The 13,876-nt window shown below is 67.6% G+C and carries 12 protein-coding genes; 9 read left to right on the top strand and 3 right to left on the bottom strand.

What is annotated here, in order from left to right; translation table 11 throughout:
* The first annotated feature begins 241 nt into the window (after positions 1-241).
* Positions 242-2,614, top strand: a complete 2,373-nt coding sequence (locus tag IG196_RS19270) for a DNA polymerase II (protein ID WP_192192474.1) — start codon at positions 242-244, stop codon at positions 2,612-2,614.
* A 9-nt stretch (positions 2,615-2,623) separates the two neighbouring features.
* On the opposite strand, the gene fusA is transcribed toward IG196_RS19270, so the two are convergent.
* Both fusA and IG196_RS19260 read right to left on the bottom strand, forming a co-directional pair.
* The gene (gene fusA, locus IG196_RS19265) at positions 2,624-4,684 is read right to left on the bottom strand and encodes an elongation factor G (RefSeq protein WP_192192471.1); all 2,061 of its coding nucleotides are present in this window, start codon (positions 4,682-4,684) and stop codon (positions 2,624-2,626) included.
* 274 nt (positions 4,685-4,958) lie between these two features.
* A complete protein-coding gene (locus tag IG196_RS19260; protein ID WP_180838928.1) occupies positions 4,959-5,258 on the bottom strand; it encodes an HU family DNA-binding protein in 300 nt (99 codons plus the stop codon).
* 178 nt (positions 5,259-5,436) lie between these two features.
* Between IG196_RS19260 and IG196_RS19255 the strand changes: the two genes are divergently transcribed.
* Positions 5,437-5,715 (top strand): GIY-YIG nuclease family protein, encoded by a 279-nt coding sequence (locus tag IG196_RS19255; RefSeq protein ID WP_101489813.1) that lies wholly within the window; start codon positions 5,437-5,439, stop codon positions 5,713-5,715.
* 5 nt (positions 5,716-5,720) lie between these two features.
* On the opposite strand, the gene IG196_RS19250 is transcribed toward IG196_RS19255, so the two are convergent.
* Complete coding sequence (locus IG196_RS19250; RefSeq protein WP_192192469.1) at positions 5,721-6,527, bottom strand: transglutaminase-like domain-containing protein; 807 nt, start codon at positions 6,525-6,527, stop codon at positions 5,721-5,723.
* A 134-nt stretch (positions 6,528-6,661) separates the two neighbouring features.
* On the opposite strand from IG196_RS19250, the gene IG196_RS19245 reads away from it, so the two are divergent.
* The 7 genes from IG196_RS19245 to IG196_RS19215 all read left to right on the top strand — a co-directional run bounded on the left by IG196_RS19245 (position 6,662) and on the right by IG196_RS19215 (position 13,852).
* Entirely contained in the window at positions 6,662-8,071 is a 1,410-nt protein-coding gene (locus IG196_RS19245; protein WP_192192466.1) for a DUF2130 domain-containing protein, read from the top strand.
* 129 nt (positions 8,072-8,200) lie between these two features.
* Positions 8,201-8,383 (top strand): DUF3606 domain-containing protein, encoded by a 183-nt coding sequence (locus IG196_RS19240; RefSeq protein ID WP_101489816.1) that lies wholly within the window; start codon positions 8,201-8,203, stop codon positions 8,381-8,383.
* Positions 8,384-8,395: 12 nt separating this feature from the next.
* Positions 8,396-9,319: a cation diffusion facilitator family transporter gene (locus IG196_RS19235; protein ID WP_192192464.1), complete on the top strand. Its 924-nt coding sequence runs from the start codon at positions 8,396-8,398 to the stop codon at positions 9,317-9,319.
* A gap of 106 nt (positions 9,320-9,425) precedes the next feature.
* Positions 9,426-9,617, top strand: a complete 192-nt coding sequence (locus IG196_RS19230; RefSeq protein ID WP_101489818.1) for a hypothetical protein — start codon at positions 9,426-9,428, stop codon at positions 9,615-9,617.
* A gap of 136 nt (positions 9,618-9,753) precedes the next feature.
* The gene (locus IG196_RS19225; RefSeq protein ID WP_192192462.1) at positions 9,754-11,295 is read left to right on the top strand and encodes an ATPase domain-containing protein; all 1,542 of its coding nucleotides are present in this window, start codon (positions 9,754-9,756) and stop codon (positions 11,293-11,295) included.
* Positions 11,292-12,854 carry a hybrid sensor histidine kinase/response regulator gene (locus IG196_RS19220; RefSeq protein WP_225616731.1) on the top strand — a complete coding sequence of 521 codons (1,563 nt, stop codon included), beginning with the start codon at positions 11,292-11,294 and terminating at the stop codon, positions 12,852-12,854. The genes IG196_RS19225 and IG196_RS19220 overlap by 4 nt, the downstream gene beginning before the upstream one ends.
* Entirely contained in the window at positions 12,851-13,852 is a 1,002-nt protein-coding gene (locus IG196_RS19215; protein ID WP_192192459.1) for a lysylphosphatidylglycerol synthase domain-containing protein, read from the top strand. Before IG196_RS19220 ends, IG196_RS19215 begins: the two co-directional genes overlap by 4 nt.
* The last annotated feature ends 24 nt before the right edge of the window (positions 13,853-13,876 follow it).

The following is a 13,876-nucleotide window of genomic DNA, read 5'->3' as shown; positions in this document are numbered from 1 at the left end:
CACGAGCTCTGCGTCTTCTTGGTCCGTGATGGGGCGAATCTAGTGGAGTTATTTGCAAACCAAATACCGTATTTGTGGGAGTCCACGGGAACCGGTAGCGCGGGGTGCAAGAGGCGAAGATTCGACTCTTTTCACACGACCCAATCAGTGGGTGGATCAACGGGTCGGAGCCACAAACGGCCGGGTGAAAATCTCCCAACACCAAGTCCGCCTTTCCCCTCGACCCGATCTCCAAGCTCTCGTGACATCCACCGACCTCAACGGCTTCATCCTCACGCGCCACTGGCATGATGCACACGCCGGCACCGAGATCGAATACTGGCTGGCCACCGAGGCGGGGCCACGGAAAGTGGTCCTGACCTCCCGCAGCAGCGTCGCGTTCGTCGCCGCCCGGCACAGGGCGGCGGTGGAAGCCCACCTCGCGGCCATGCCGGGCGTGCAGCTGCGCGAGCTCGAGCTCCAGACCTTCCAGCAGGAGGCTGTCCTCGGTGTCTATGCCACGCACTTCCGCCAGCTCGGCCGGCTGGCCCGCGCCCTCCAGGCACAGGGCATTCCGCTGCTCGAAGCCGACGTGCGCCCGCACGACCGCTACCTGATGGAGCGCTTCATCACCGCCGGCGTGCGGGTGGAAGGAGGGCGGGTTGAGGGCGCGGTCCTCGTCGACTGCAAGCTCAAGCCCGCGCCCGAATTCCGGCCGGTGCTGAAGGTCGTGTCGCTGGACATCGAGACGAGTCAGCATGAAGGGCTCTATTCCATCGCGCTGGACGGCACACCGGAGCGTGTCGTCTTCATGCTGGGCGAGCCGCCGTCCGAGCCGGGCGAGCCCATGGATTTCTCGCTCATCTATTGCCCGTCGCGCAAGTCCATGATCGAACGGCTCAACGACTGGTTCGAGCGCAACGACCCCGATGTCGTCATCGGATGGAACGTCATCCAGTTCGATCTGCGCGTGCTCCAGAAGACCGCCAACGACTGCGGCGTGCCGTTCCTCCTGGGGCGGGAGCGCCGCCCCATCGAATGGCGCACCCATCCGGGCAAGCAGGGCTACCTGTTCGCGCCGACACCGGGGCGGGTCATCCTGGACGGCATCGACGCACTCAAGGCGGCGGTGTGGAGCTTTCCGTCGTTCAGCCTCGAGAACGTCTCGCAGACGCTGCTCGGTGAAGGCAAGGCCATCGGCGACGAGTACGACAAGATGGCGGAGATCGAGCGGCGGTATCAGCATGACAAGCCCGCGCTCGCGCTCTACAACATCCGCGACTGCGAGCTGGTGCTGCGCATCTTCGACAAGGCCAAGCTGCTGCAGTTCATGATGGAGCGCGCCCAGGTCACCGGCCTGCAGGCCGACCACTTCGGCGGCTCCATTGCCGCGTTCAGCCACCACTACCTGCCGCGCATGCACCGCCTGGGCTACGTCGCGCCGAGCGTGGGCGAGATTGCGAGCAAGGCCTATCCCGGCGGGTACGTGATGGACTCGAAGCCGGGCTTCTACGACTCCGTCGTGGTGCTGGACTACAAGAGCCTCTATCCCTCGATCATCCGGACCTTTCTCGTCGATCCGGTGGGGCTCGTCGAGGGCTCGAACGCCGCCGACCCGAGCGGGCTCATCCACGGGCCGCAGGAGACCGTCTTCTCGCGCGACAGGCACTGCCTGCCGGAGATCGTGACCACGCTGTGGCGCGCGCGGGACGAGGCCAAGCGGGTGAAGAACGAGCCGCTGTCGCAGGCGCTGAAGCTGCTCATGAACTCCTTCGCCGGCGTGCTGGGTGCGTCCGAGTGCCGCTTCTTCAACCCGAAGCTGGTGTCCGCCGTGACGCTTCGCGGGCACGAGATGATGAAGCTCACGCGCGAGTTCGTGGAGCAACGCGGCTACGAGGCCATCTATGGCGACACCGACTCCATCTTCATCTGGCTCAGGCGCGCTCACACCAACGACGAGGCGCACGCCGTCGCGACCCGCCTGGCGGCCGACATCAACGACTGGTGGGCGCGCACGCTGCGCGAAGAACAGGGCCTGGAGAGCTTTCTCGAAATCGAGGTCGACACCCACTACAAGAAGTTCTTCATGCCCACCATCCGCGGCTCGGAGGTCGGCAGCAAGAAGCGCTACGCGGGCCTCAGCGTGGATGCCGCGGGCAAGGAGGAGATGGTGTACCGCGGCCTCGAGATGGCACGCAGCGACTGGACCCCGCTGGCGCGCCAGTTCCAGGAGGGTCTGCTGTCACGCATCTTCCAGGGCGAGCCCTACAAGGCGTTCGTGACCGACTACGCAAGGTCGACGCTGGCGGGCGCCAAGGACGACCTGCTCATCTACCGCAAGCGCCTGCGCCATCAGCTCGACGCCTATCTGGTCAACGTACCGCCGCAGGTGCGGGCTGCGCGCATTGCCGACGAGCACAACGGCCGGGTCGGCCGACCGAAGCAATATCAGAAGGGCGGCTGGATTCAATACGTCATGACGCAGAACGGACCGGAGCCGCTGGAAACCCGCCATTCGCGCATCGACTACGAGCACTACCTGACCCGGCAGCTGCAGCCGATCGCCGATGCGATTCTTCAGCCGATGGGGGACAGCTTCATGGCTTTGACGACGTCGCAGCGCGGGCTCTTCTAGCCGCGGGTCCTAATCGTCCTCACGCACCCGGTACTCCCCCATCAATGTCTTCTGCACAGCCGGCGGCACGGCCTCGTAGTGCGACAACGCGATGGTGTAGCGGCCCTGGCCGGCGGTCATCGCATGCAGCCGCGACTGGTAGTTGGCCAGTTCGACCTCGGGCACCTGCCCGCCGATGGCCACCGTGCCGCCGCCCTGGCCCGTGGTGCCGGTGACGAGGCCGCGCCGTGACGACAGGTCGCTCGTGACGTCGCCGACGGAATGCTCGGGCACGGCGATTTCGATCTGCACGATCGGCTCGAGCACGGCCGGGCGGGCTTCGCGGATCGCGGCCATGAAGGCCTTGCGGCCCGCGGTCGCGAAAGCGATGTCCTTGCTGTCCACGCTGTGGTGCTTGCCGTCGTACACCACGACGCGCACGTCGACCACGGGGTAGCCGGCAATCGCGCCGTACGTCAGCACTTCGCGCACGCCTTTCTCGACCGCAGGAATGAACTGGCCCGGGATCGCGCCGCCCCTGACTTCGTCGGCGAACTCGAAACCCGCGCCGCGCGCGAGCGGCTCGATGCGCAGGAACACTTCGGCGAACTGGCCGGCACCGCCGGACTGCTTCTTGTGGCGGTGGTGGCCCTCGGCCGGCGCGGTCACGGTCTCGCGGTAGGCGATGCGCGGCGGCCGCGTCAGCACCTCGAAGTGGTACACCTCGCGCAGGCGTTCGAGCGCGATGCGCAGGTGCAGCTCGCCGAGCCCGTAGAGCACCGTCTCGTTGGTCGCGGCCACGTGCTCGATGCGCAGGCACGGGTCTTCGGCCGCGAGCTTGCCGAGGATTTCCCAGGCGCGCTGTTCATCGCCGTGGCGCTTGGGCTCGATGGCCAGGCCGTACACCGGCACCGGGAACGGCAGCGGCGCCAGATGCACGTGGCTGTCTTCGGCGGCATCGTGGAGCACGGCATCGAAATGGATTTCGTCGACCTTGGCCACCGCCACGATGTCGCCGGGCAGCGCACGCGACACCTCGACATGGTCCTTGCCCTGCAGCATGAACAGGTGCCCCACCTTGAAGGGCTTGCGGCCGTCGCCGATGTAGAGCTGGCTGTCGCGCGTGAGCGTGCCCTGGTGCACGCGAAAGATGCCCATCTTGCCGACATACGGATCGATGGTGACCTTGAACACATGCGCCAGCACGTGCAGCGACGGGTCGGGCAGGGCCTTCATGGGCTGGGCCTGCGCGCCCTCGCCAACGATGAACTCCGGCGGGTTGCCCTCGGTCGGGTCGGGCAGGAGCTTGACGATCACGTCCAGCAGCTCGGCCACGCCGGCACCGCTGCGCGACGAGACAAAACACACGGGAATCAGGTGGCCTTCGCGCAGCGCCTGCTCGAGCGGCGCGTGCAGCTCGGACGGGTCCACGTCGCCTTCCTCGAGGTAGCGTTCGACGAAGGCCGCATCGACCTCGACCACCTGCTCGACCAGCGCGCGGTGCGCCGCCTCGACGGAGCCGAAGTCGGAGCGCCCGAAGCGGTTGAAGAAGCAATCGATCACCTGCCTGTTGACGCCGTCGGGCACGTTCAGCGGCAGGCATTCGCGGCCGAAGGTGGCCTGGATGTCGGCCAGCAGGCCCGCCAGCGAGACGCCCTGCGAATCGATCTTGGTGACGACGATCATGCGGGCGAGGTGGCGCGAGGCGGCGTAGTCCATCATGCGCACGGCCATCGGCTCGATGCCGTTGGCGGCATTGATGACCACCGCCACCGTTTCGACCGCCTCGAGGGCCGGCAGGCTCTGGCCGAGAAAGTCGGGCCCGCCGGGGGTGTCGATGAGGTGGATGCGCGTGGCGGCATGCGTGAGGTGCAGCACCGACGCGTTGAGCGAATGCAGCATGCGGCGCTCAAGCGGGTCGTGGTCGCTGACGGTGCTGCCGCGCTCGATGCTGCCGCACGCCCCGATGGCGCCCGCCTTGAACAGCAAGGCCTCGGCGAGGGAGGTTTTGCCGGAAGCCGCGGCGCCCACGAGCGCCAGGGTTCGCACGGCTTGCACTTCGGCCGCGAGGCCGTTCGATCGGCTTGGCATGGCGGGTCTCCTTTGCGCGCCCGCAAGGCCGACCCGGCGGCCCGCAGGGGCTCGGACGGTGCGCGTGGACGCCGGGCCAGCGTACGGGATTGACCGTGCGGATGCAAGTCGATTGCGCCGCCGGTCTTCCATCCGCGGGCGGGCCCCGGCCGATCGCCGACGCGATTCTTCAGCCCATGGGAGACAGCGTCATGGCCGTGACGACGTCACGACGCGGGCTCTTCTGGCCAAGGTCGGCTCAACGTGCACAGCACGCCCAAGTCGACCCTCGCGCTCAGCTGGCGACGTTGACTGCGTCCTTCAGGGCCTTGCCTGCGGAGAACTTTGGCGCCTTGCTGGCCTTGATGGTCATGGGCTCGCCCGTCGACGGGTTGCGGCCGGAGCGCTCGGGGCGGTCCGACACCGTGAAGGTGCCGAAGCCGATCAGCTGCACGGTGTCGCCGCGTGCCAGCGCGCGGGAGAGGTTGTCGATGACGGAATCAAGTGCGCGGGCAGCATCGATCTTGCTGAGGTCGGTGTCTGCGGCAATGGCTGCAACGAGGTCGGTCTTGTTCAAGGCGGGGACTCTTTCAATGGAAGGGTGGAAAAAAGAATTCAGCGACACGAATGCGCGCAGGGGGGAGTCTAAGCACGACGCGGCCGGGTTCCTCGGGGGAAGCGTTTAGAAACGGAAAACTTCTTGACTTGCGTCATGCGCGCGCACTGCAACGTGGAGAGGCGCGGCATGCGGGAATGTCGCGGCACAATTCCGCGTGCCCCGAACCTTGCCTGCCCCGCCGCCCACTCCCTATTGGCTCTACCTCCTCGAATGCGAGGGCGGCGTGTACTACGCCGGCATCGCCATCGATGTGGAGCAGCGCTTCTTCCAGCACCTTTTCGGTCTCGGCGCCAAGTTCACGCGCGCGCGTCCTCCGCTGCGCGTGCTGGCCGCCCGCTGCTATGCGGACAGGGGCGCGGCGCTGCGGGCGGAACTCAAGGTGAAGGCATTGCCGCGCGCGCGCAAGTTGTCGTTCTTCGACACGGTGGACTGATCAGCTCACTGAACCTCGTCGCACCACACCCTGAATCCATCGAGCTCATTCGGCCCGAAGGTGCTGGACAACGCGACGTCGCTGGCGTCGCGCCCTTGCGCGATCAGCACTCGGCCGATGCGGGGCACGTTGTTGCGTGCATCGAAGGTGTACCAGCGGTCACCCAGGAAGGCCTCGAACCAGCCCGCGAAGTCCATCGTGCCGTAGGGCGGCAGGGTGCCGACATCGCCGAGGTAGCCGGTGCAATAGCGGGCCGGAATGTTCAGGCAGCGGCACAGCGTGAGCGCCAGGTGCGCGTAGTCGCGGCACACGCCTTGCCCTTCGTTGAAGGCTTCAAACGCCGAGCGCGTGCGCCGGGCGTGCTGGTAGCCGAACTCGATGTGGTGGTGCACGAAATCGCACACCGCTTGCACGCGGCCCCAGCCGGTCGGGCCGTTGCCGAAGCGCTGCCAGGCAAAGTCGGACAGCAGGTCGGTTTCGCAGTAACGGCTGCCCAGGAGGTAGACCAGCGTCGATTCGGGCAGGTACTCCACCGGCACCTGTGGCGCCGAGGGCGCGACGATGTCGGGTGCGCCGCTGTCGCGGACCACGGTGTCCGTGCTCAACACGAAGCGGCCCGCGGGGGCGACCAGGCGGGTGCACCAGTTCCCGAACATGTCGCGGTAGGCGCTGGTGGGAACGGCCGGATTCGTGAGCAGATGGTCGGGCCGCACGAGGTCCGAGGCGCGCGAATAGTGGATGCTGAGGGTCAGGATCATCGGCGTCGGCCGGGGAAACTGGTACGCGATCTCAAAGCCGAGGTGGATGTTCATCGGCCCATGATGCGCCTTGAACCGCCCGCGCAGGGGGAATGCCCCGTCGGGGCCGGGTCGCACGCTCTAACATCCCCCCACGCAGACACACATTGGAAGTTGCACATGAGAGTTGAGGCCGAAGGTAAGTAGCCATGCATGAAATCATCTGCCCGCACTGCGGGAAAGCATTCAAGATCGACGAGGCCGGGTACGCGGACATCCTGAAGCAGGTGCGCGACGGCGACTTCGAGAAGCAGTTGCACGAGCGGCTGGAGCTGGCCGAGCAGGACAAGCGCAACGCCATCGAACTCGCGCAAGCCAGGGCCGCCGGCGAATTGCAGAAGGCGGCCGCAGCCAAGGACGTCGAAATCCAGGAACTCAAGGCGAAGCTCGAAGCCGGCGAGGTCGCGCGCAAGCTCGCCGTGAGCGAAGCCCTGGGCACCGTTGAAAAAGAGCGCGATGCGCTCGCCAACGAACTCGAAAAGGCCCGGCAGGACAAGCTGGCCGCGACCGCGCTCGCCGAGGCCCGGCACCTGGGCGAACTGCAGAAGGGCGCCGCGGCAAAAGACGTGGAGATCCAGAACCTGAAAGCCAAGCTCGACGCCATCGAAGTGGCGCAGAAGCTCGCGATCACCGAGGCTGTCAGCACGGTCGAAAAGGAGCGCGACCAGCTGAAGAGTGGTCTCGAACGCACGCAGCTCGAAAAGCAGCTCGCCGAAACATCACTCAGGGACAAGTACGAGACGCAGATCAAGGACCGCGACGACGCGATCGAGCGCCTGCGCGACATGAAGGCGCGCCTGTCGACCAAGATGGTGGGCGAGACGCTGGAGCAGCACTGCGAGACCGAGTTCAACCGCATCCGGTCGATGGCGTTTCCCCGGGCCTATTTCGAGAAGGACAACGACGCGCGCACCGGCAGCAAGGGCGACTACATCTTTCGCGACGCCGACGAGGCGGGTACCGAAATTGTCTCGATCATGTTCGAGATGAAGAACGAGAGCGACCGCACCGCGACGAAGAACAAGAACGAAGACTTCCTGAAGGAACTCGACAAGGACCGTGCCGAAAAGGGGTGCGAGTACGCGGTGCTGGTGTCGCTGCTGGAGCCCGACAACGAGCTCTACAACACCGGCATCGTCGACGTGTTCCATCGCTACCCGAAGATGTACGTCGTGCGCCCGCAGTTCTTTCTTCCGATCATCACGCTGCTGCGCAATGCGGCGATGAACTCGCTCAAGTACAAGTCGGAGCTGGCGCTCGTGAGGGCGCAGAACATCGACATCACGAAGTTCGAGTCCGAGCTGGAAACGTTCAAGACCGCCTTCGCACGGAACTACGACCTCGCTTCCGGCCACTTCCAGAAGGCCATTGCAGAGATCGACAAGTCGATCGACCACCTGCAGAAAACGAAAGAAGCGCTGCTCGGCACCGACCGGAACCTGCGCCTGGCGAACGACAAGGCACAGGACGTGACGATCAAGAAACTGACGCGCGGCAATCCGACGATGGCAGCCAAGTTCGCCGACCTCAAGACGCTGGGGCCTTCCGAGGCGGAATGACGCGGGCGCGGGCGGGGCAGGGGCCCGCCTGTAGCAAATGTCCTGCATCAACCGTGGCATCCGACCGGCACCATCGTGTCCGCCGGCGGCCACACTGCCGTCTCCCCTCAATCTGCCCGGAGGCCTGCGATGTTGGACACCCTGGAGATCCGCGTTCCCCCAGACGATGACGAGCGCATCGACATCACCGACCCCCAGGCGGTCGACTACTGGACCCAGTGGTTCGGCGTGACCGAAGAGCGGCTGCGCATCGCGGTCGCGTCCGCGGGCACGGTGAAGGACGATCTGCGGATCTACCTTGGCCTTCCCTGAGCCTGGCTGCTGATGGCCGGCTCGAAGATCGCGATCTACGGCGCGATCGCGGCCAATGTCGCCATCGCGGTCACCAAGTTCGTGGTGGCCGGCATCACCGGCAGCTCGGCGATGCTGTCGGAGGGCATCCATTCGGCGGTCGACACCTTCAACGGCGTGCTGCTGTTCGTGGGCATCCGCCTGAGCCAGCGTCCGGCGACCGCCGAGCATCCCTTCGGCCACGGCAAGGAGCTGTACTTCTGGAGCCTGATCGTCGCGGTGCTCATCTTCGGGCTGGGCGGTGGCGTGTCGTTCTACGAAGGCATCCAGCACATGCGCCACCCCGAGCCGATGCGCGATGCGACCTGGAACTACGTGGTGCTGGGCCTGGCGGCGTTGTTCGAGGGCACGAGCTTCTTCATTGCGCTGCGTGAGTTCCGGCGCGAGGCGCGGGGCCGGCCGTTCTGGCAGGCGCTCGGGCAGAGCAAGGACCCCACCACCTACACGGTGCTCGCTGAAGACTCGGCCGCGCTGGCCGGCCTGGGCGTGGCGGCGCTCGGCATCTGGGCGAGCCACCGTTTCGACATGCCGGCGCTCGACGGCGCCGCGTCGGTGGTCATCGGGCTGCTGCTGGCCGGCGTGGCGGTGCTGCTGATCAGCCAGGCGCGCGGTCTGCTCATCGGCGAGGGCATCCGGCCCGAGACGGCGCGCGCGATCCGCAGCCTGGCGATGCAGCAGCCCAGCGTGCAGGACGTGGGCCACGTGCTCTCGATGTACATCGGCGCCAACGAGGTACTGGCCGTCGTCGACGTGAACTTCAAGGACGGCACCGCCACCGGCGAGGCGGCCGACGCCATCGCCGCCATCGAGCAGCAGGTGCGCGCGCGCTTCCCGATGATCCGGCGGCTCTTCATCGAGGCGAGCGAGGCGCCGGTCGAGCCGCTCGCGCCCGCCTGAAGCGCGCCGCCGTCGTCGGCCTTGGCTGACGGGCGGTGCCGCCATTGCCTGAGCGTGTGGCGGCCCCGCGCACTGCACGGTCGATGTTCATCCAGGAGAACGCCTCATGACCTCGAAGCCCGCATCGCAGACGCAGAAACCCCGCAAGCCCGCCTCCGACGAGCCGGAGATCACGCAGGAAGAATCCGTGCCCACCGACGGCAAGGACACCGAGGGCGAAGGCCTGATGAAGAAGGTCGGCAACGACAAACTCAAGGAGCCCGGCGACGCCGAGCACAAGACGCCCGAGAAATCCTGACGCCGGTGCTGCGCTCGGCGCCGGCCCGCGCGGCGCGTTGGTTTTGTCTTCTGCGCGGGAACGGCGATGCCCTACAGCCGCGGCGCCGGTCTCCCCGTCAAATCCTTCCTCGTGAGCCACAACGATGGAGGACGCAATGAAATTCGATGGCGCGGCCGGCCCGGCGTCGGACGAGGAAAAGAAAGCACAGGAACACGCCCAGGCACAGCACGTCGAAGGCCTGATCAAGGTCGGCGTGCCCGGCCTGGACGACGTGCTCGGCGGTGGCCTCACCGCCAACCGGCTCTACCTCATCGAAGGCACGCCGGGCGCCGGCAAGACGACCATTGCGCTGCAGTTTCTGCTCGAGGGCGCGCGGCGCGGCGAGCCGGTGCTCTACGTCACCTTGTCGGAAACCGCCGAGGAGCTGCAGGGCGTGGCGCAGTCCCACGGCTGGGACCTCAGCGGCATCGACGTGCGCGAGATGCTCCCCTCGGAAGCCGCGCTCGAGCCCGACGAGCAGTACACGATGTTCCATCCGTCCGAGGTCGAGCTCAGCGAGACGACGCTGCGCATCTTGTCGGATGTGGACGTCATCAAGCCCACGCGTGTGGTGTTCGATTCGCTGTCCGAACTGCGCCTGCTGGCCGGCAGTTCGCTGCGCTACCGGCGCCAGATCCTGGCGCTCAAGCAGTTCTTTTCGGGCCGCCAGTGCACCGTGATGCTGCTGGACGACATGACCGCCATGAAGCACGACCTGCAGGTGCAGAGCATCGCGCATGCGGTGGTGCGGCTGGAGCAGAACCATTCCGACTACGGCACGGCGCGGCGCCGGCTGCTGGTGAGCAAGTACCGCGGGCAGCGCTTTCGCGGCGGCTACCACGACTACCGCATCGAGCGCGGCGGGTTGCGCGTGTTTCCGCGCCTGGTGGCGTCCGAGCATGCCGCGGCACTGAACCAGCCGCGCATTCCCAGCGGCCTGGAAGCACTCGACATCTTGCTGGGCGGCGGCATCGAGCGCGGCACGAGCACGCTGTTCGTCGGCGCGCCGGGCACCGGCAAATCGACGGTGGCCGTGCAGTTTGCGCTGGCCGCGGCCCAGCGCGGCGAGTGCGCGGCGCTCTTCATCTTCGACGAGGGCATCCAGACCTTGCGCACGCGCTGCGAGAGCATGGGCATGCCGCTGTCGCAGTACATCGACTCGGGCCACGTCCTGGTGCGGCAGGTCGATCCGGCCGAGCTGTCGCCGGGCGAGTTCGTGCACCTGATCCGGCTGGCGGTGACTGAGTCGAAGGCCGCGGTGGTGGTGATCGACAGCCTCAACGGCTACCTCAACGCCATGCCCGACGAGCGCTTTCTCATCGCGCAGTTGCACGAGCTGCTGTCGTACCTGGGGCAGGCCGGCGTGGCCACGCTGCTGGTGGGCGCGCAGCACGGCCTCATCGGCATGCAGATGCAGACACCGGTGGACGCGAGCTACCTTGCGGATGCGGTGGTGCTGCTGCGCTACTTCGAACTCGACGGCGAAGTGCGCCAGGCCATCTCGGTGCTGAAAAAGCGCGGCGGCGCGCACGAGCGCACCATCCGCGATTTCTCGATGACCGCCACCGGGCTGCGGGTGGGCGAGCCGCTGCGCAACTTCCGGGGCATCCTGACGGGCGTCCCCGTGCCGATCGACGGCGTGCAGCGCACATCGTGAGTGCCAAGACACCCGTTGCCATCGAACAGCGCATCCTGCTGCGCACCATGACTTCGAGGGACGCCGTCATGGCCAAGGCCGTGCTCGAACGCGCGCAGGTCGCCTCGCACACCTGCGCCGATTTCTGCGCGCTCGTGCGCGGGCTGCAAGAGGGCGCCGGCGCGGTCCTGCTGGCCGAAGAAGCGCTGTCCGATCCGGCGGCTGCCGCGCTGACCGAGGCGCTGGCCTCGCAGCCGCCGTGGTCCGACCTGCCGGTGCTCATCCTGGCGCGCCAGGGCGCGGATTCGGTGGTCATTGCCAACGCGATGCGCCGGCTGGCCAACGTCACCGTCATCGAGCGGCCGGTGCGCGTGGCGTCGCTGGTGAGCACGGTGCGCGCGGCGCTGCGCGCACGCAACCGCCAGTACCAGATGCGCGACCTGCTGAGCGGGCTGCGCGAGGCCGACCAGCGCAAGACCGAGTTTCTTGCCACGCTGGCGCACGAGCTGCGCAACCCGCTGGCGCCGATGAGCACCGCGCTGACGCTGCTGAAGCGAAAGCCGCACGAACCCGCCGAGGCGCTGCGCTACTACGAGCTCATGGGCCGCCAGATCGACCACATGGTGCGGCTCGTGAACGACCTCATGGAAGTCTCGCGCATCACGCGCGGCAAGATCGAACTGCGCATGGAACCCGTGGCGCTCGATGCGGTGATCAAGGACGCCCTCGAACTGAGCCGGCCGGTGCTCGAGGGCGCCCGGCACACGCTGCACATGGACCTGGGCCGCGAGCCGCTCGTGGTGCGCGGCGATGCGGTGCGGCTCACGCAGGTGTTCTCGAACCTGCTCAACAACGCCGCCAAGTACACGGCGCCCGGCGGAACGATCAGCGTGGTGCTGCGGGCGCAGGAGCGTGTCGCCGTGGTCGAGGTGCGGGACAACGGCGCCGGCCTTGCGCCCGACATGCTGCGCTCGATCTTCGAGATGTTCGTGCAGGTCAGCAGCACCTCGAAGGCCGCGCAGGGCGGGTTGGGCATCGGCCTGACGCTGGTCAAGAGCCTGGTCGAACTGCACGGCGGCAGCGTCGAGGCCATGAGCGCCGGGCTCGGCCAGGGCGCGACGTTCTGCGTGCGGCTGCCGCTCATCGGTGCCGCAAGCAGCGTGCGGCCCTCGCCGCCGCCCGCCATTGCGGGCTGGCCCGCCGCGCTGCCGGTCACGGTGCTGGTCGTCGACGACAACCGCGACGCGGCCGATGCGTTGGGCGACCTGCTGCGCGCGATGGGGGCGTCGCCACGCGTGGCCTACAACGGTGAAGCCGCGCTCGCGCTGGTGGCCGACGGCCCGGCGCCGGGGCTCGCGATCCTGGACATCGGCATGCCGGGCATGGACGGCTTCGAACTCGCGGCCCGGCTGCGCGCCAACGCGGCGCTGCGCGGGCTCGTGCTCGTCGCGCTCACGGGCTGGGGCCAGCAGGGCGACCGGGAGCGCATCGCCGCCGCCGGGTTCGACCATCACCTGCTCAAGCCGCTCGACCTCGCGGCGCTCATTGCGGCATTGCGCGGCACGGGCAGCCCGTCATGAACCGCCACGCCACCACGCTCGCTTCGACCGCCGCTGTGTCTTCGGACAAGCCGCCGCTGTGGCACCGCTGCCGCCGCTGGGCATTGCCGGTGCTCGGGCTCGTGGTGCTGGGCCTTCTGCTGTCGCACGCGCACAAGGTCGACTGGGCCGGCGCATGGGAGGCGCTGCAGCGTTATTCCGCGATGCTGCTGCTTGGCGTGCTCGGGGTCGCCACGCTGAGCCACGCGCTCTACGGATGCTTCGACCTGATCGGGCGGCGGCACACGCGGCATCGGCTGCCGCGCTGGCGCAGCTGGGCCATCGCGGTCGTGAGCTATGCCTTCAATCTCAACCTCGGTTCGCTGGTCGGCGGCATCGCGCTGCGTGCGCGGCTCTATGCGCGCGCCGGGCTCGACGAGGCCACGGTGGCGCAGATCGTCGGCATCAGCCTGGCCACCAACTGGCTCGGCTACGGGCTGCTGGCCGGCAGCCTGTTCGCGGCCGGCGCCATCACGCCGCCACGCGAGGCGCACATGGGCGTGGACGCCTTTCGCGCGTTCGGCATCGGGATGGTGCTGCTCGCCGTTGCCTACGTGGTGGCCTGCTTCTTCCTGCACGGCCGGCACTGGCAGGTGAAGGGGCGGCGGCTCGAGCTGCCGTCGGCGCAGCTGGCGCTGGTGCAGCTTGGGTTCTCGGCCGCCAACTGGGCCGTGATGGGCTGCGCCATGTACTTGCTGCTCGGCCAGAAGGTGCCGTACACGACCGTGCTGGGCGTGCTGCTGGCGGCGTCGATCGTCGGCGTGGTGACGCCGATTCCGGCCGGCCTCGGCGTGATCGAAGCCGTCTACCTGGCGCTGTTCTCGGGCACTGTGCGCCAGGGCACGCTCATGGGCGCCGTGCTGGCGTACCGCGCGCTCTACTACCTGCTGCCGCTGGCCGGCGGCATCGTGCTGTACCTGCTGCTGGAGCGCTATGCGGCCCGCCATCCGGTGGCGGGCGAGGGCGGACACGGCGGCTGACGGCCGCGGTCCGGCCGCCGAACG

This window comes from Variovorax sp. 38R (genome assembly GCF_014843395.1).
GTDB lineage: Bacteria > Pseudomonadota > Gammaproteobacteria > Burkholderiales > Burkholderiaceae_C > Variovorax > Variovorax paradoxus_H.
This window is presented reverse-complemented; position numbering and strand designations above follow the sequence as displayed.

Coding starts and splice junctions, on each gene's coding strand:
- fusA (WP_192192471.1), bottom strand. CDS start 4,684: ATGCCAAGCCGATCGAACGGCCTCGCGGCCGAAGTGCAAGCCGTGCGA.
- IG196_RS19250 (WP_192192469.1), bottom strand. CDS start 6,527: ATGAACATCCACCTCGGCTTTGAGATCGCGTACCAGTTTCCCCGGCCG.
- IG196_RS19245 (WP_192192466.1), top strand. CDS start 6,662: ATGCATGAAATCATCTGCCCGCACTGCGGGAAAGCATTCAAGATCGAC.
- IG196_RS19240 (WP_101489816.1), top strand. CDS start 8,201: ATGTTGGACACCCTGGAGATCCGCGTTCCCCCAGACGATGACGAGCGC.
- IG196_RS19235 (WP_192192464.1), top strand. CDS start 8,396: ATGGCCGGCTCGAAGATCGCGATCTACGGCGCGATCGCGGCCAATGTC.
- IG196_RS19230 (WP_101489818.1), top strand. CDS start 9,426: ATGACCTCGAAGCCCGCATCGCAGACGCAGAAACCCCGCAAGCCCGCC.
- IG196_RS19225 (WP_192192462.1), top strand. CDS start 9,754: ATGAAATTCGATGGCGCGGCCGGCCCGGCGTCGGACGAGGAAAAGAAA.
- IG196_RS19215 (WP_192192459.1), top strand. CDS start 12,851: ATGAACCGCCACGCCACCACGCTCGCTTCGACCGCCGCTGTGTCTTCG.